15 protein-coding genes, 1 pseudogene and 1 riboswitch are annotated in these 17285 nt (G+C 28.4%); of the genes and pseudogenes, 11 read left to right on the top strand and 5 right to left on the bottom strand.

What is annotated here, in order from left to right; all coding sequences use genetic code 11:
- Positions 1 to 234 precede the first annotated feature (234 nt).
- The 3 genes from AXG55_RS10090 to AXG55_RS15175 all read left to right on the top strand — a co-directional run bounded on the left by AXG55_RS10090 (position 235) and on the right by AXG55_RS15175 (position 3460).
- Entirely contained in the window at positions 235 to 2790 is a 2556-nt protein-coding gene (locus AXG55_RS10090) for a leucine-rich repeat domain-containing protein (RefSeq protein ID WP_148697999.1), read from the top strand.
- Between the two features lie 44 nt (positions 2791 to 2834).
- Positions 2835 to 3029, top strand: a complete 195-nt coding sequence (locus AXG55_RS10085) for a hypothetical protein (protein WP_148697998.1) — start codon at positions 2835 to 2837, stop codon at positions 3027 to 3029.
- 128 nt (positions 3030 to 3157) lie between these two features.
- The gene (locus AXG55_RS15175) at positions 3158 to 3460 is read left to right on the top strand and encodes an SdpI family protein (RefSeq protein ID WP_419248045.1); all 303 of its coding nucleotides are present in this window, start codon (positions 3158 to 3160) and stop codon (positions 3458 to 3460) included.
- On the opposite strand, the pseudogene AXG55_RS14980 reads toward AXG55_RS15175, so the two are convergent.
- Positions 3450 to 3569, bottom strand: a pseudogene (locus AXG55_RS14980) (IS5/IS1182 family transposase); the annotation flags it as partial. The gene AXG55_RS15175 and the pseudogene AXG55_RS14980 sit on opposite strands and share 11 nt — an antisense overlap.
- Positions 3570 to 3883: 314 nt before the next feature.
- On the opposite strand from AXG55_RS14980, the gene AXG55_RS10070 reads away from it, so the two are divergent.
- The 3 genes from AXG55_RS10070 (at position 3884) to AXG55_RS10060 (ending at position 6047) form a co-directional block, all read left to right on the top strand.
- Complete coding sequence (locus AXG55_RS10070) at positions 3884 to 4597, top strand: dienelactone hydrolase family protein (RefSeq protein WP_148697995.1); 714 nt, start codon at positions 3884 to 3886, stop codon at positions 4595 to 4597.
- Positions 4598 to 4704: 107 nt separating this feature from the next.
- Complete coding sequence (locus AXG55_RS10065; protein ID WP_148697994.1) at positions 4705 to 5742, top strand: aldo/keto reductase; 1038 nt, start codon at positions 4705 to 4707, stop codon at positions 5740 to 5742.
- 38 nt (positions 5743 to 5780) lie between these two features.
- The gene (locus AXG55_RS10060) at positions 5781 to 6047 is read left to right on the top strand and encodes a DUF6932 family protein (RefSeq protein ID WP_419248034.1); all 267 of its coding nucleotides are present in this window, start codon (positions 5781 to 5783) and stop codon (positions 6045 to 6047) included.
- Between the two features lie 123 nt (positions 6048 to 6170).
- Here the strand turns inward: AXG55_RS10060 and AXG55_RS10055 are convergent, their stop codons facing one another.
- Positions 6171 to 6407: a TRL-like family protein gene (locus AXG55_RS10055; RefSeq protein ID WP_148697992.1), complete on the bottom strand. Its 237-nt coding sequence runs from the start codon at positions 6405 to 6407 to the stop codon at positions 6171 to 6173.
- A gap of 658 nt (positions 6408 to 7065) precedes the next feature.
- Between AXG55_RS10055 and AXG55_RS15170 the strand changes: the two genes are divergently transcribed.
- The 4 genes from AXG55_RS15170 (at position 7066) to AXG55_RS10035 (ending at position 11059) form a co-directional block, all read left to right on the top strand.
- On the top strand, positions 7066 to 7182 hold the full coding sequence (locus tag AXG55_RS15170; protein WP_233231141.1) for a DUF2905 domain-containing protein: 117 nt from the start codon (positions 7066 to 7068) through the stop codon (positions 7180 to 7182).
- A 195-nt stretch (positions 7183 to 7377) separates the two neighbouring features.
- Positions 7378 to 7812 (top strand): hypothetical protein, encoded by a 435-nt coding sequence (locus tag AXG55_RS10045; RefSeq protein WP_148697991.1) that lies wholly within the window; start codon positions 7378 to 7380, stop codon positions 7810 to 7812.
- A 125-nt stretch (positions 7813 to 7937) separates the two neighbouring features.
- Positions 7938 to 8846: an amino acid ABC transporter substrate-binding protein gene (locus tag AXG55_RS10040; protein WP_148697990.1), complete on the top strand. Its 909-nt coding sequence runs from the start codon at positions 7938 to 7940 to the stop codon at positions 8844 to 8846.
- 644 nt (positions 8847 to 9490) lie between these two features.
- Positions 9491 to 11059: a DUF2079 domain-containing protein gene (locus AXG55_RS10035; protein ID WP_148697989.1), complete on the top strand. Its 1569-nt coding sequence runs from the start codon at positions 9491 to 9493 to the stop codon at positions 11057 to 11059.
- A gap of 101 nt (positions 11060 to 11160) precedes the next feature.
- On the opposite strand, the gene AXG55_RS10030 is transcribed toward AXG55_RS10035, so the two are convergent.
- The 3 genes from AXG55_RS10030 to AXG55_RS10020 form a co-directional block, all read right to left on the bottom strand.
- Positions 11161 to 12198 (bottom strand): hypothetical protein, encoded by a 1038-nt coding sequence (locus AXG55_RS10030; protein ID WP_148697988.1) that lies wholly within the window; start codon positions 12196 to 12198, stop codon positions 11161 to 11163.
- Between the two features lie 867 nt (positions 12199 to 13065).
- Positions 13066 to 13170, bottom strand: a riboswitch (TPP riboswitch).
- Between the two features lie 52 nt (positions 13171 to 13222).
- The gene (locus AXG55_RS10025) at positions 13223 to 14371 is read right to left on the bottom strand and encodes a branched-chain amino acid transport system II carrier protein (RefSeq protein ID WP_148697987.1); all 1149 of its coding nucleotides are present in this window, start codon (positions 14369 to 14371) and stop codon (positions 13223 to 13225) included.
- Positions 14372 to 14503: 132 nt separating this feature from the next.
- Positions 14504 to 15361 carry an alpha/beta fold hydrolase gene (locus AXG55_RS10020; RefSeq protein ID WP_148697986.1) on the bottom strand — a complete coding sequence of 286 codons (858 nt, stop codon included), beginning with the start codon at positions 15359 to 15361 and terminating at the stop codon, positions 14504 to 14506.
- Between the two features lie 198 nt (positions 15362 to 15559).
- On the opposite strand from AXG55_RS10020, the gene AXG55_RS10015 reads away from it, so the two are divergent.
- Positions 15560 to 17269 (top strand): TcdA/TcdB catalytic glycosyltransferase domain-containing protein, encoded by a 1710-nt coding sequence (locus AXG55_RS10015; RefSeq protein WP_148697985.1) that lies wholly within the window; start codon positions 15560 to 15562, stop codon positions 17267 to 17269.
- Positions 17270 to 17285: the final 16 nt, after the last annotated feature.

Here is a 17285-nt window from a genome sequence, read left to right as displayed (position 1 = left end):
CCTTGATTCCTATTCTAGGTGAGAAAATAAAATACATAATTTATAGATATTTTGAATTTATTTAATATTTTATTTGTTGAAAAATAAATAAAATTGGTAAGTTGTTTTTATTGATTTTAAAAATTTAATCATTTAATTATAAATTGTTCTTTTGAAATTCTAACTGCCATTTTTGCTTTTAATGAATGTCTTTGAATTAAAATTTAATAATTTTCACAAATTAAAGGAAACAATATGAACGTTTTTAGAGATATGTTCTTACTTGGGGGTGTTTTTTTAACCATTTATTATGTCAACAAATCTTTAAATAACGAAGAGCAAATTGCACAAAATAATAATAAAGATATATCGCAGTATTCAGATCAAAAAGAGAAGAGTGTCGAAGAAGAATCAACTGTAGTAAGTATGCCCGTTAAAAATAAAATGCAAACGAGTAACGCAAATAATAAAATGTGCACATACTCTTTAGAGAAATCAGAAGAAAATGAGTGTGTCGAAATTGTTTATTTAGTTCCCGATGTTCAAAGCAACGTGATAGAAGGAAAATTTGCCCGATCGCAAGATTTAAGCTTGACTTCGGGAGGAGTAACAGAAAATCATGAGGAATTAAATCGCTTTATATTGCCATTAGATAATCATTATAATGATGATATTATAAAAAATAGATTTATAGTCAATGCGGAAAATTCAGATCAAAAATGTTATGAAGTTAAATTTCAAATTAATAGCCAATTTATAAATTTAGCACAGGTTCCTAATTCCGTTCCCAAAGCAACACATTGTCAGTTTCATATAAATGATGCAGAAGGCAACAAAGTTAATTCTTTTGCAATTCTTTTGAATCATACCTTTAAATATTGGGTAAATTTAAATAACGACAGTTTGCCAGTGCAATCGGCAAAAGCTATTCAATCCTATATGCAAAATTCGAGTAAAGAGTTTGAAGAAGGTTTAATCGATATCCCTGATTATGACATAGATTTAAGCCCCTTCACCGGATTCCATTATATAAAAGCATTAAAATTAAATGGAAAAAATCTGATTTCTCTCCATGAGGGAATATTCAGTGGTATGGAAAATTTAAAAAAATTATATTTGATGGACAGCCAAATTTCTAGAGTGACTCAAGGAATGTTTAGTGGTCTAGGTAATTTAGAATTTCTTACATTAAGCCATAATAGAATAACCTCGCTTCCTGAAAATGTTTTTCATAAGCTTCCAAACTTAAAAGAATTATTTTTAGTTGAAAACAAACTTACTTTGCTACCTGAAAAATTATTTTATGGTCTGAATAGTTTAGAGATATTGTTTCTATCCGAAAATAATTTTGAATTTATTCCTGATGAAATTTTTAGAGATCTTGTAAATTTGGAAGTCTTAGGTATGTGGTTGAATAATATAAATAGACTTCCAAATAGTATGAAAAATTTATTAAAGATAAAAGAAATATTCTTTTATAATAACCCCCATATTGATTTTGATTTTTCAGTATTCAATAATCTCGAAAATTTAGATTTGAGAAGTACAAATTTAAATGAGTTTCCTCAAAACATTGTAAAGATTAAAAATTTAAATAAATTATGGATAGGGAGTAACGACTTTAAAGAGATTCCTGTAAATATAATAGAATTAAAAAATTTAGAGGAATTGGATTTATCAAGTTCTAAAATAATAAATATACCCAAAGAAATATTTTATGGACTGCAAAACCTAAAAAAATTAAACTTATCATATATGAGGTATATGAATATTAATGAAAATATAAAAATAGGTTTAAAAGAATTAAAAAAATTGGAGGGTTTAAATTTAAATAGCAATGATTTAAATCATTTACCAGAGGATTTTTTCACTCCTTTTGTTAATTTAAAAGAATTAAAATTAAGTTCTACTCAACTTGAAATATTACCTAATAGTATTTTGCAGTTGAAAAATTTAGAAAAATTAAATTTAAGTAATAATAAGTTCAATTCTTTGCCAGAAGGAATTTTTTCTACTTTAACTAGACTAAAAGACTTAAATTTATATAATGTAATTTTTAATAATAAAAATTACAAACCAATTAAAGAAGATACCTTCTCGAATTTAAAGGATCTTGAATCAATAAAAATAAATGGAATGAATCTTGAGAGTTTATATAATGATAAAGATAGGTCTAACGATGTGACTCTTTTTAAAGGGCTAAAAAACTTAACATATATTAATTTATCTGATAATAATTTGTCTAAAATTCCAGAAGAATTAAGGGAATTAAATAAATTAAAAACAATAATATTGAATGGAAATAAAATAAATGAAATTCCATCTTGGTTTGCAGAAGAGTTTCCAGATCTTGAAGATCTGCGATTAACTTCATGTTCTTTACAAGAATTTCCTAAGAATGTCCTATTATTAAATAAATTAAAAAAATTAGAATTAAGAAATAATCGTTTGACTTCACTTCCTGAAAATATTAAAAATTTACAAAAATTAGATAGACTTGAATTAAATAATAATAAATTTTCTATATTCCCTGAGGAATTATTGTTATTAAAAAATTTAACGATATTAGATTTAGGAAATAACAATATCAGTATACTGCCTGAAAGAGTTAGAAATTTACGAAAACTAAAACAATTTCATTTATTTCATAACCAAATAGCAGCTCTGCCAAAATCCATTGTTCAAATGAATAATTTAGAATCCTTTGATCTTGGACAAAATAAATTTACTGCTGTCCCATTGGAAATAAAGGAAATGGAGGGTATTAAATACTTAAGTATTGGAAATAATGAGCTATATATTCGGGACTAAATTGATCAAAATTTCACAAACTATAACAAAATGAGAAAATAATCATGAAGCAATATATTATCGAGCATAGCGAAGTTTCCTCAAAAATTACGGCCGAAAAAGTTTGGCAGGTATGGAAAAATGTGAATTCATGGACAACGTGGGATAAGAGACTTGAAAGCACTCTTTTGCTAAAATGGCAAAATGGATTGCCTCATTCTGTTAAAAATATTATCAGTGCTATTGAAAATAATAAATAGATTAACATTTTTTAATATTAATAAGTTTCAAAATATAAAGTGAAAAATTATCCAGGAATTTTAATTTAATTAGGCTCTAAGTGATTTACATAGAAAATATATTATTCATTTTTTCCTACTTCATAATTATGGGTATTTTTCACTCTATAAAACACAGTGAACCCAATAAATTTTTTGGCTTTCGCACAAAGAAATCTTTAGAATCTAAGAAAAATTGGAAGATACTTAATTTATATGCTTGCTATTATATGTCTATTACTCAAAATATTTTTCTTATTTTAAATTTAATAACTATTATTTTAAAAATTTTTTATCATGATAATCATAATTTTATTGAATTTATTCATGTCTTTTTAGTTGTATATTTACTTCTTTCGATTTTATTTGTATTTATAAAAGTGAGAATTGTTGAAAAAAGAATCAAATTATAGCTTTAAAATTATGAGAAATTTTTTCATAGCGAGTCGCAATACTGCGAAAATTTTTAAGTATCGCAAATGAATTTTCTGCAAGATGGCGAATTTTATAAGGATGCGTATCGGCGGCAATATGAATTTTAGTTATTCTTCCTCCTGTAAATGAATTATAAAATGAATGAGGAGCCTCATTCAAATTGAGGACGTGCCCTAAATTTAAAATAAATAAATGCTATTAAAAAAAAAGTGAAAAAATATCTATAAAATATGTAATTTAAATAAATTATTTATAAAATATTATATTGCAAAATTTATAAATTTTATATATCAAAAATAGCTCTTGAAATAGTATGGGTTTTTATCTGATGTTTATATATTATATAGCAAGATAAATTCTAAATCGACTTATTCTTTATATTAAAAAGAAAGCTATAAATAATGGTAAAATTAGACTGTCAATATTATTCAGATTTTGAAAAAATTTCTTTTCAAGGATATCTAGTGCATCAAGAAAATGCAGAGATCAATCAAGTGCTCGTTATTTATCCAGATGCTTTCGGATTGAGTTCGCATTTTAAAGATGTTGCGAATGCATTCGTTAAAGAAAATCGTGCCGTTTTTTGTGTCGATTTGTACGGCAATCAGAAAATTTGTAAAAATTATCAAGAAGCTCAATATGAAATGAATTTACTTGATGAAAATAAAAAAATATTTACGGCGCGATCTCGGGCACCAATAAACTTTATTCGGAACCACTTCGGAAATAAAGATTTATCTATCTCAACAATGGGCTATTGTTTTGGAGCCGTTTTGGCTCTTGAAGTGATACGAAGCGGAATGGATATTACTTCGGCAATTACGCTGCATGGGAAAATATTTTTTGGAACTAAAAATATTCAAAAGAAGTCATCTCAAAAGGTATTAATATTTCATGGAGAAAAAGATCCTTTTATTTCTATGGAAGAGATAGATCTTTTCAAGAAAGAAATGGCAAATTTAAAATCTGATGTTACAGTAGTCACTTTTGCAAATTCAGCACATAGTTTTACAAATCCTTTGGCAGGAAGCAATATTAATTCAGGATCTGCATATAATGAACTTGCAACAAAGAGGTCTTATAAAATGATTGAATCCTTTTTAAATGAAAATTAAAAAAGAAGTTTTAATAATGGCTCTTGAAGAAGTATTAATTGTTGTAGCTGGTCTCATAGGGTTAGTTCAATTTCAAAGTGAAAATTTTATAAAAAGGAACAATATTTATGCAAATATTTTCTTCCCGATTTTTAGGAAATCTCAAAGTATCGAGCCAGGGTCTTGGCTGTATGGGTATGTCCGAATTTTATGGTCAAGCTTCAAAAGAAGAATCATTAAAAACCTTGAAAACAGCATTGAATGCGGGCATTAATTTTTTTGATACAGCAGACATCTATGGCACAGGTGAAAACGAACTTTTAATAGGTGAGTTCATAAAAAATCATGACAGGAAAAATATTGTCGTCGCTACTAAATGTGGATTAGTCAGAGACAAATCGGATTCTACAAAAAGAGTTGTTAACAACACTTGCGATTACATTATGACATGCTGTCATGATAGTTTAAAGCGTCTTCAAACAGACTACATTGATATTTATTATTTACATCGTATTGATGAAAAAGGTCCTCAAAGTGCACCTCTTGAAGAAAGCATGAAAGCTTTTGCTCAATTATGGAACGATAAAAAAATTCTTCACATTGGTATTTCGGAAGCAAGAGCTGAGCAAATTGAAAGAGCACACTTAGCTCTATTAAAATATACCGATGGAAGAGCGGGGCTGTCTGCAGTTCAAAGTGAATATTCTTTAATGAGTAGGGGAGTAGAAGAAAACGGTGTTCTCGATATGTGCCGTAAATATGGGATTGGATTTGTTGCATATAGCCCTCTTAGCCGACAGCTTTTAACGGATAATTTAAAATTAGAAGATCTTTCTAAAGATGATTTTAGGCATAATTTACCCCGTTTTAAAGAAGAAAATTTAAGAAAAAATAATGCAATTATTTTAGAATTAAAAGAAATTTCTAAAAAGAAAAATTGCACTGTAGCGCAATTAGCTCTTGCCTGGGTGTTAGCAAAAGGTGACAATATTGTTCCCATTCCTGGAACAAAACGCGAACGGTATCTTCTTGAAAATATTCAAGCTGCAAATATCAAACTAACTGAGGACGAATTAAAAGCAATGAGTAAAATAGCGCCCTCCCATGTTATAGCAGGAGAAAGATACACGAAAGATCAAATGAAAACTTATAATTTGAGTGAATAAATTAAAAATTAATTGTTAATTTATTTGAATATATAAATTTGCCCCCTGGAGAGCATGTGGCAATTCTTGAGCAAGTAAAATTTAGATTTGGAAATAGCAATCCAAGAAGAGAAGCGCTCATGATAGGGTTAAAAAGTGCTATTGAAAATTTTAGGCAGGCAGGTGTTAAAAGAATTTGGATTGATGGCAGTTTTGTTACTTCAAAGTTCGAACCTAATGATATTGATGGTTGCTGGCGTTATCTAGGCAAATTGCTCGTTATGAACTTGATCATTATCACAATGCTACAACAGATACGCTATTAAAAATATTAGTAAGTCTTGATGTTAAAATTTCAGGTATGGCTAAACTGTAAAGTTAATAAACATCGATTAGAGAATTATTTTGCAAACTTAAATAAATTTAGCAATATTGTACTGGCAAAAATATCATTCACCCTTAACTACAATATAGTGACTTGCGGCTATTAATAAGAAATTAAAATCTTCACGCTCAACATAAGATATTTTTGTAATATTTCCATTCTTCATGGCTTCATCGAGCGATGTTTTTCCAAGGGCAAAACCTAAAAATCCCTTCGCACAAGATTTTCCTGTTTTACTAGCACCCACGTTGGATATTGCTGCAACAGGAGAAGAGGTATTGGTTAATAAAACTCCTTCCATTGGTGCGTTATTTACAACACAACTGGAAAGGGCTCCAGCGCATAGAATGAGGGAGAGTTTTGATAGAGATTTTTATTTATAGAAAATAAGAATATTGTGAGATAATCGCAGAATTATGGTATACAAAATTTCGAGACTTTAAATATTTCGATAGATTTACTTCCAAAGTGTTATTAAAATATAGACTAAATAATATATGGAGAAAATAAACATGAATTATCAAAAAAAATAGCGCTTATAATAGGTGGTTCTAGTCGCTTAGGAAATTCAATTTGTCAAGACCTGAATGCAAATGAAAAATATGAAATTTATGCTATAGGGCAAAAAGAAAATCCTGATTTTAAAAATATAAATTATTTATCACAAGATATTTCCAAAGTTAACATTATTGAAAATTTAAATATTTTTTTAAACAACATTCAAAATATTGATTTGCTAGTGCATTGAGCCAGTCCCTATGGAGAAAGTGAAACTCCTAATTTGAAAGAGATGGAATATTTTTTTAGTGTAAATGTACATTATTTTTTGAAATTAATTGAAAATTTAATGGAAAATAATAAATTCAATGAGGATAGTAAAGTCATAAGTATAAGATCAACAGCTAATACAACACCAGCAATTTCATTAGCAAAAGAAGTCTTGAAAAAAAGCTCAGATATTGCCTGAGGATTTATATTTTAAAAATGAGAATTTTTCTTTTTATCTGCCTATTACAACTTGTATTCTTATAAGTATATTCATTTCGTTTTTGTTTTGGCTTGTTAATAAATTTTAAAATTATGTATATTAAATAATATACATAATATATTTAATTATACTTAATAAAATATTTCATAATTATAAATTTAAATTTGACAACTTTTAAAAATTTATTTAGAAAAAGCATCAACTATTTATTTTAATAAATGGGATTTTTTAGAAGTTTTCTAATATTAAAATGTTTATTAATAAAGTTATAATAAGGAATAAAATGAAAATTATTGGTTTATATTTGTCTTTTATTGCTTTATTCTTCTTAATAAGTTGTTCGGATAAAGATAGAAGATTGACAGAAGAAGGCGCCAGGGTCAATGTTGTAAATTCTTTAAATAGAAATGATTGTAAGAATTTAGGAACTGTCCTTACCGATCGAATGGTTCGACCTGAAAATCACACCATTTCACAATGCGATTATAATTTTTGTCCTTCAAATTCTCCACATTGTGTTCCGCGTTATCATTGTGTTCCTATTCAAACATCTCAATCAACTCACAGTGGTGATGAGCCGTATATTATTAATGATTTGAGAAATCAAGCTGGTGAAAAAGGGGCAACGCATTTGGTTATTTCACAAGATGCATTAAGAAATTGGAATTCAAACATAAGATCGCAAATTTTCTCTGGCGTTGCTTACAGCTGTCCTTAAAAAAGGTACGAAAATTAGTCAAATAGCAACATGTTTTTTTCTTTAGTGGTTACATTTATTCTAAAACTCCAATATGATACTTTTAATAAGAGTTATCTTGTGAAAAAATTAAGGAAACGGATTTTATGATTAATATAATCAGATATATAAAGGTTTTTGTTTTTTTATTTTTCTTATTTTTCTTATTTTGTATGATACCTCAAATATTTGCTGCTACTATAATTAAACACAATCTTTCCGCATCACAAAATGATGATTCATTAAATTATGAATTGGCAGTGTTAAAATTAGTTTTAGATAAATCAAAAAATAAATATGGTAGTTATGAATTGGTAAAATCAATAAAAATGTCACAATCAAGGGCGTTTCAGGAATTAGATCGCAAGAATGCGGAAGTTAACGTAATTGCCTCAATGAGCTCAATAGATAGAGAAAAATCGGCAAAAGCCATTCGTATTTGTTTATTTAAAGGTTTACTTGGTGTTAGGATACCTATTGTGCTTAAATCTGATAAAGACAAACTTGAAAATGTAACGACTTTAAAAGAATTGACGGCATTAAGTGCGGGGCAAGTTTTTGATTGGCCTGATACGACTGTATTAGAAAGTAATAAAATTAATGTGCAAACAACCACAGCGTACCTCAATTTATTCCCTATGCTTGTAGCTAAAAGATTCGATATTTTTCCTTTGGGTGCTTTAGAGGTGTATCCCATTGCAAAGGATCGTGAGAATGAATTTAATATCACAGTTATAGATAAATGGGCAATTGCATATCCAACAGGCTATTATTTTTTCGTTAATAAGAAAGATAAGAATTTAGAATCTCGAATAAAAGATGGATTTAAAATTGCCTTACAGGATGGATCATTTCAAAGTGTATTTGATAAATATAATAAAAAATTTTTAGAAATCTCTCATTTAAATACAAGAAAAATCTTTTATTTGAAAAATCCTATACTGCCTAAAACAACAAAATTTGATGACAAAAACTTATGGCATCCTTTAATTTGGGAAGGTTTTGCAAAAAAATAAGAATTATATAAATAAGGTTTGTTATTAAATATCTGATAATACATAGTTTTTTGTGTTTAGCAAGTCTAACCAAAATCGATCGGATTACCATGCGCATCGGCGGCAATGTGAATTTTAGCTATTGCTCCTCCGGCAGATTTTCCGATGGCTCTCCTCTCCAAGCCGAGCTCTGCTCGCATGTTGGTACGTGCAGACATATCTTCCTTCGACGAATATCCATTCTGAATCAATTACGGCCTCGTAACATAAAAAAATCTTCCCACATTCGAAACAGAGTGATTTAATTTATTAACTACTTTTAAACTTAAAATTCTAGCATTTTCATTTTTTAAATCATAATCATCTAAAAGCTGCCAAATTACTTCATTTTGATTATGAGAAGTGACTAATATTTTACCATTTTTCTCAAATATATTTTTGTTGTAATAACCATAACATTTCGTTTGTTTTTAAAAAACCTGCATTAGAACCGATTTTAGTTGACAATAAATAAATTAAAATTTATTTATTGTCAATGTTACAAGAAATTTTTTTGGGATTTTTCAAATAAAACCAATTAATTTTTCAAACAAACTAAAAATTTTAATATTATTTAATTTTTTTATGTTTTTTTATAACTTAACATTACTAAATTGGTTATTTTAATGAATTTTTTATTTATCGCATTTAATATCATGTTTTGTATACCCTTAATAGGTCTGTTATCAGGAGGTGGAAAGCTTTTTGAACTTAGAAATTATCACTATGCAGTAATTGGTCTGTCAATTATAATTTATTTTTTATTTAAAATAAATATTATTAAAAATAAAAAAAATTTCTTTTCAGAACCTTCTAAACGTGTATATTTTTCTCTTATAATTTTATCTTTTGTTTCCTATATATGTGATTCTTTGTCACGGTACTATGGCTTTAAAATATCGGGAATAGATTTTAGTATATTTGAAGGCTTATTACAAAATGCCATTAATGGACATTGGGGATATGAAGATATTACACAAATTTATCACTTTGGTATCCATCAAAATTGGGTTTTATTTTTAGTACTCCCATTTTATTATATTATTCCACATCCATTATTGTTAGTTATTTTATCTTCCATAATACTGTGGATTCCAGGAATACAAATTATTAAAATTGCTAAACAGCTAGGATATGAAAGCTCAATTGCATATTTATCTTCAATCTGCTGGTGGACTTGCGGATTTACTGTTCAAGCTTTGCATGGAAATTTTTATCCAGAATTCTTTTACCCTTTATTTTTATTTGCAATACTGACATCTTATTTAGATAAAAAAAATATACCACTAATTATTTATGCTTTTTTATTTTTAAGTGTAAAAGAGGATGCTATTATTTATATAATAGGATTTTCAATTGCTATAGCATTTAAAATAATTATAAATAAAGTAAAAAATAATCAAACAGAAATATCATTTTATATGCCATTATTTTTAATTTTATTAAGCATATTTTTTGGATTCATTAACTTTGGTATTGTAAAGCCTTATTTTTTGAGATTGAGCAATATTCAGGAGGTTGGATATATTGGATGGTGGAGACAATGGGGAAGTTCTCCTTTTGAGATTTTAATAAATTTAATAAATAATCCAATAATTTTTGCTAAAAATTTATTTTATTCTTCTGGATGGAAAATTTTATATATACCAATGCTTTTTATTCCATTATTCAATCTGGAAGTTTTATTTGCTTCTCTTCCAATTATAGTTTTATATGGTGTTTCTCAAGGAAATCCTTCAGAATACAGTTTATATTATCCTCTTGCTATCTGGGCTTTTGCATTATATGGCCTTTTAAAAAACCAAGTTGTACCAAAAAAAATTCTAATAATAATACTATTATTATTACCTCTTTGGAAACCTTCTTGGTTAGGCATTGAAAAAATAAACTGGGACGAATGGAAAATTTTAAATAATTATAAAATAACAATGGATAGTTCAAAAAATTATTGCATTCACGAAGGCTTATTCCCTTATTTAGTTAACTTAGAAATAAAAGCATTCCCATTTTTAGACGCGCACAAAATTTCATGCATTCCTGTATTTTCAATACATAGTTCGTCTTTTCCAAATAGCCAGAAAGAATTATACAATCTTTATATTAGCTTAAAAAAAGATGCTTGTATTGAAAATCAAATTGGCGGAATTATTGAAATTAAAAATAGTAACATTTGTTTGAATGCGATTAAATTTTAAGCAGAAAATTTATTCTTACCGAATGCTGATGGGTATTAACTATTGCAGAACTAATAAAGTTAGACTTGGTAATCTAAATATTTGTGGGAAACATATCAAAATTAATAAATAAGATTTTTATTGATAAGTGACATGAGCATAAGTTTTGCTTCTGACCAATGCCTGGTAAGATAGGGAGAAATATTATTTAAAATACTTGTTTCTTTAAGCAAAGAAAAAAATGAAGCCTCTTTTTTTTCTGTTTTATGATTATTGGGATTTATAAAATAGGAATTTACTCCGGAGTAACTTTGTCTTTGGTTTCTTATGAATCCATCTGGAGAGCTTTGAATGAGAAGAGATGTGGCATCAAAAATAGAACTTAAGGGAATGGGTTTAGAACGAAGATGAGACCATTTTAGCAATGCTGTAAGACCGCGTAAAATATCATAGAGATAAAATCGGGGAAAACATGTTTTCTGCCATTTCTCCTCATCAAGGCATTCTTCATGATTGTGCTTACTAGAAGATCCTAGCATTAATTTTCTTTCAATAAAAAACTGAGCACATTGATCGATAAATTTGATTTCTTCATGGCAATCATTATTTTCTGTGTAATTTAGAAGTACAGCTTCAAAGGCGCCAATAGTTCCTACTATGGAGCTAGGGCATTCTTCTGTTTCATGATAGGCTTTTTCATCGCAATTCAATCCTCCATCTCTCATTTGATATTTAAAAAACCAAGATTTAATCCAAGGAAGTTCTTTATCAACATTAACTCCATAGTCAAATAAAACTTGATAAATGTTACCTAAGGCACAGTGACAGGACGTGTCGCGGAGTTTACTTATATTTTCGGGAATTTCTTCTGGATAAATGGGAAAGTATTTAATTGGTAAATTTTTGAGTTTCTCTACCATTTTTAAAATTGTGATTTCGGGAATTTTTTTAGTTTCATTCATTTCATAAAGCAATAGCATATGCCACCACGGAGAATCCCATTTAGGCCAATAGGGGTCGCTTTCAATGCTATTTAAAGCATTTTTTGAAGAAAGATATGAAATTGAATTTGCAATTTCATTTTCATAATTCATTTCTAATTGATACTCTGGAAATAGCGAGGAGGTAACAATGTTTTTAAATTTGATTATACTTGTCATGGCTAAGCTTTCTCTAATTATTTAAAAAATGTCAAAAATACTTTCTCATATAAATTAATTTAAATCAATTAAAAATATATTATAATAACTTCTTATATGTTGTTGTACTGAGTTGCAGATATGAAAAAAAAAACGGCTTGACAATACTATTTGATCATATAACAAGTAATTTAAGTTGCATGAAAAAATTTTGATTTATTTGTCTCTTCAAAAATGTGCGTTTAATAAAATTTATAAATGTATTTAAAACATTAAAAATGTGGTTTTTTTTATAATCCTTTTTACAAGTTCAATAAAAGAATCTTCAAATATATTAAAACCCGATTCAAGAATGAATAGGATTCATTGTAACCCCTAAATGGGGAAACTACTTTAAAGTCGAGTTCTTTTAAAACAATAGTTATTAATGTTTTAAAAATATCAGCTATTTTTTTCTTTCATTTCCATTGTCACAAAAATTGATAGAAGTGTTCCTCCTGTAAAGATTAATAAATTTTTTAATTGATCATGTTCATAAAGCATTTTTAGGACTAAGGAACAATAATAATCCTTTTCAATAAAAGCAGAAGAAAAACCAGTTCGTTGCGCGGTATAACTTATAGCATCTCTGATTTTCTAGAAAAAAATCTATTCTAGCAATTGTTTGCTTATTTCCATATAAATTACAGCATTCGATAAGTTCATTCATTTCATTTTTATTATTTTTAATTAATGCAATCCAAGTATAAGCGGCTGGAAGTGTTTCAAATATATTAGCAAAATAAATAGCATCAAAAATCGTTCTTGCTCTAGAGGAGAATAGAATATCAAATAATAATTTAATAAAATTAAATTATTAAGATATTTTTAAAAATATGAAATAAATAGGACAAACATTTTTCACTCTTCCTACGCTGGTATGATCCAGATCAGGTTCCAAGAGTTTAGCCTTATGGCAATCTCAGCCGCGTAACGGCACCTCTGGTGAATGGTTTTGTTTGTACCTGTTTTAAGTCAAGACGTCTATATGAGAGGCTCATCGTTACTAAGCGGCTTCTTCCTGACTTTTTAACTTCTTTTGAACTTTAATATATTTAATGGAATACATTAAAATATTTAATAGAGCTAAAGCAATAAGGAAGGGGTAAAGAAACGTTAAAATAGGAGCCATAAAAGACATAATTCCGGTAAATCCTGATAACGCAATGACAAATGTGGTAACTAAACAAGCGACAAGTGTCATTTGACGTTTGTTACTTAAAAAAGGAATTTTATTGCATAAAAAGTCTACGGAAACAGAGGTGAGAGCGACTGCTGTCGTTAAACAGGAAACAACCAAGGTAAATGAGATTAAGTAATCTGAAGCGCTGCCTAAAGCAATTCGGGCAATTTCAGGAAGAATTTGTGGACCAGGTAAATGTGAAATTTGAGATGAGTAAGCAGCACCTAAATAAACAAGAGCCATATAAACAATCATTAATAAAAACATTCCTAATGCCATGGCTGACAAAGTGGGTTTAAAAGGAATATTTTCGGAATCTTTTGTTTTAAAGTAATGAACAAGGCTCACTCCAAAAAATAAAGCGGCCATGAGATCCATGGTATGATAGCCTTCAAAAAAACCTGTTTTAAAAGAGCTTGTGGGCGTTAAAGAACTTTGCGCAATTTCAATATTAGAGTTTAGTGCATAATAGAGTGAGCCGCCGATCACGAGAGCCAGAGCGCCGAGTTTAACCGGGGTAAAGAATTTTCCAATAATATCGACAATCTTGCCATTTCCATATGTGGCAAACCAAATAACGATGACGCATCCCAGTGCAAACATCCAAATAGGAGTTGTCGGTACAAAGGATTGCCAAGCTCCAAAACCCACTGTGATACAGCGTGGGATTACACCAAATGGTCCAATAAGAAGGAGAATAAGAAAGGGAACAACCCATGCTCCTATTTTACCAAGCCATCTAAAAAAGGCATCTTGCGAACCTTTTAAGCAAGTTAAAGCCGCTAATCCCAAAAAAGGAACTAAGACGCCCGTAATTGCCAAACCAAAAGATGAAAAAATCCAATTTGATTGCGATTCGCTTCCCATCATAAGAGGAAACACGAGATTGCCAGAGCCAAAAAACATAGCAAAGGCGGCAAACCCAGCAATCATAACTTTTAAATTTGAAACAGGCGCTCCATTGGTGGACATAAATATCAGGCTCCATAGATTGGGCAACTAGCCAATTAAACAGAGCCTCATAAAACCTTGTTAAACAGAGATTGTCAATGAAATATATTAAATTGGAAGGTTTAAAATGTTGTATTTTTTAAGTATTTTCAGCTAATTAAAGGTATTTTTAGCTATGTTTTTATAAAACTCTCGAAGAAGATTATTGAATTTTTTGGGATGCTCCAATTGGGGCAGGTGACCACAATTATCGAAAATGACAAGCTTAGAATTTGGTATTATTTTATTTGCAGTATAAGCATGACTCACATAAATAATAGAATCATTTTGTCCCCAAATTATGAGAACAGGCATTGTTAACTTGTTGCATTCTTTTTTTATGGTGCGCAATATACTGTTTTTAAAGCCAAAAAAATTAATAGCTGTCCTTGTTACCTTTAACAGAAGAGCTGCCATTTCGGGGTGTAAGGAAAATTCATATAATTTCTCCGCTAATTTTTTTGTGGCATCAATTCTTTCATATGTATTTTTGCGAAGAGCGCTTTCCAGACCTCTTTTGTTGGGTCTTGCTAGAATTTCCCCAATAAAGGGAAGTGAAAAAATGCGGAAATGAATGGGTATGTTTTTTTTAAATCCGGCACCACTTAAAATGATAAGTGATAAAATGCTTTCAGGATGAATTTGTGCGAGACGGGTCGCTATGAGTCCTCCCATGGAGTGGCCGACTAAATGTGCCTTTAATATATTCATTTTTTGCATGAATGCGTAAACAAAGTCCGGAAAAATGTTGATATCATGTTTGCCTTTGGGCTTATCTGTCAGGCCGAAACCCAGTAGGTCGAGAGCAATAACCCTGTGATCTTGGGCAAGCTCATTGATATTTTGTTCCCAGAGCTCCACGGACAAGGCAAAGCCATGTAGCAGTATGATTACAGAATCTGCACTTCCTTGAGACCAAAAGCGGGTTTTATAGCCATTCACATCAATAAATTGATCTTTGAGTTCTGTCATAATGCTCTCTTTTCCATCTTTGCTTGCAAAGGCGAGTTGTATTACCTAATTTTTTTAAAACATCATAATTTTGATGTTGAAAATTTAAAGCTATAAAAATATCATATCTATTACAAATAAATTCGTTTCAATAAAATAATCTCATGTATTTAGTTGTTAAATTTGCGCTTATAAGTTTATAGTTTATAAAGGAACTTTATGTCTGTAAAATTTTTTAGCAATAGAGTAATTTATTGTATTTTTATATTTTTCTTAATGGCTCCTTTAAAATTATATTCAATAAATCATGATCAACTAAATATTCAAGATTTTCCTATCCAAAATCAGATTCAAGAAAGACTCAATTTACTTCAAGATGCTAAGAAAAATCTTAAAAGTTCATTAACATTAAGTGAAAAATATATTAATAAATCAAATGCTTTTTCCTTAATGAATAAATATAAGGAAGAATTAAAAAAAACCGCATCTAATGAGAAATTGGAAAAAAAATTATTATTAGATATCATGGTTTCATTGGATAAAATAGATGCAAAAAATATGATAAATAGTAATAAATTTTCATTAGTTTATAAAAAATTATTTCAAATTTATGATAGCTACGCAAAAAAAATTCTAAAAGATTTGCATTTTGTTTGGTTGGGAGGAAATTTGGGTGAAATTCAAAAAAGTTATATCGAAATTTGGGCGAAAGTAAATCCTGAATATAAAATACATATTTGGTATGATCCAAATTCATTATATGTATATCAAACAAGTTCTCAAATTAGAAAAAAAATTGATCCTAATGGTCTTATTTCATTAGAAGATTATAATATTATGAACACTAATGATATTAGGACTTTTATGGCAAAACAAATTATAGATATGCAAGATGAGTTTTATGTCGGAGTTAAAAATAAAGATATTATAACTGATAATGATAGAATTCAATTTTTAATTGATAAAAATATAATCGATAAAGGACAGTTTTTAAAAAGAAATAGTCAACAATTAAAAAAAGAATTCACTGAAAATATGTCCGATTTTTTAGCGAAAAATAAAAATGTGATTCTTCACGATGTGAAAGAGGTTATGCTAAATTCAAAATTGGCACCATATTATAAAAAAGAGATGAATGAAAGAATGAATTTAGCTGCTGCTTCCGATATGGTGCGTTTAGAGGTATTAATACAAAAAGGTGGAATTTATATTGATGTCGATATTTTACCCACTTTAAAAAATGAAGTTAATATTTTTAGTGGTAAATTAGAAAAAGAAGAGCTTCTTAAAATGCAGAAATTAGATAATGATTTATTAAAAAATATAAATATTGCTATGTATGAATCTCTTTTTAATAATTTACAAATTTCTGGAAGAAAATATTCAACTTATTATTATGATCATCTTATGAGTGATAAAAAAATTCCTGATACTTATAAATTTATGTTTGTAAAAATGAAAGCTCATATGAATAGGTTTAGTCATTTAAAATTTGAAGATCTTTTTAATAAGATAGGTAAAGTTTATGTTATTGAAGGTATTTTTAAAATGGCTGGAAATTTAAATAATAATATTATTGCTTCTCATAAAATGAAAAGAGAAAATGATTTTTTGAATCAATTAAGAAATAAAATAATTATAAATTATGAAGATTTAATTAAAAACTACCGTGGCGTGAGAGTTGCAATTGAAAATGCAAACTATGAAGTTTATCTTAATTCAACAAACAGGACTAAATTTTATAGATACGATGGCATAAAGCCTAATACATTCGTAACAACAGAGTTAACAGGACCTCTTCTTTATGAAGAAATTATTAAAAAACATTTTCCAGCTCGTCTAACAAATTTTATCCCTAACTTGGATGAAAAATTTTCATCATATACAGAAGAAGATGATCGATCTTCATGGTCAGTAAAAAAGAAATAATAAGCATTAAATTAAT

This window comes from Silvanigrella aquatica, assembly GCF_001907975.1.
Lineage (GTDB): Bacteria > Bdellovibrionota_B > Oligoflexia > Silvanigrellales > Silvanigrellaceae > Silvanigrella > Silvanigrella aquatica.
The sequence above is the reverse complement of the archived record's forward strand: the minus strand, read 5'-3'. Positions and strand labels throughout refer to the sequence as shown.

Bases quoted from the DNA above. Each gene is read 5' to 3' on its own strand.
- AXG55_RS10090 (WP_148697999.1), top strand. From the start codon at position 235: ATGAACGTTTTTAGAGATATGTTCTTACTTGGGGGTGTTTTTTTAACC.
- AXG55_RS10085 (WP_148697998.1), top strand. From the start codon at position 2,835: ATGAAGCAATATATTATCGAGCATAGCGAAGTTTCCTCAAAAATTACG.
- AXG55_RS15175 (WP_419248045.1), top strand. From the start codon at position 3,158: ATGGGTATTTTTCACTCTATAAAACACAGTGAACCCAATAAATTTTTT.
- AXG55_RS10070 (WP_148697995.1), top strand. From the start codon at position 3,884: ATGGTAAAATTAGACTGTCAATATTATTCAGATTTTGAAAAAATTTCT.
- AXG55_RS10065 (WP_148697994.1), top strand. From the start codon at position 4,705: ATGCAAATATTTTCTTCCCGATTTTTAGGAAATCTCAAAGTATCGAGC.
- AXG55_RS10055 (WP_148697992.1), bottom strand. From the start codon at position 6,407: ATGGAAGGAGTTTTATTAACCAATACCTCTTCTCCTGTTGCAGCAATA.
- AXG55_RS10045 (WP_148697991.1), top strand. From the start codon at position 7,378: ATGAAAATTATTGGTTTATATTTGTCTTTTATTGCTTTATTCTTCTTA.
- AXG55_RS10040 (WP_148697990.1), top strand. From the start codon at position 7,938: ATGATTAATATAATCAGATATATAAAGGTTTTTGTTTTTTTATTTTTC.
- AXG55_RS10035 (WP_148697989.1), top strand. From the start codon at position 9,491: ATGAATTTTTTATTTATCGCATTTAATATCATGTTTTGTATACCCTTA.
- AXG55_RS10030 (WP_148697988.1), bottom strand. From the start codon at position 12,198: ATGACAAGTATAATCAAATTTAAAAACATTGTTACCTCCTCGCTATTT.
- AXG55_RS10025 (WP_148697987.1), bottom strand. From the start codon at position 14,371: ATGTCCACCAATGGAGCGCCTGTTTCAAATTTAAAAGTTATGATTGCT.
- AXG55_RS10020 (WP_148697986.1), bottom strand. From the start codon at position 15,361: ATGACAGAACTCAAAGATCAATTTATTGATGTGAATGGCTATAAAACC.
- AXG55_RS10015 (WP_148697985.1), top strand. From the start codon at position 15,560: ATGTCTGTAAAATTTTTTAGCAATAGAGTAATTTATTGTATTTTTATA.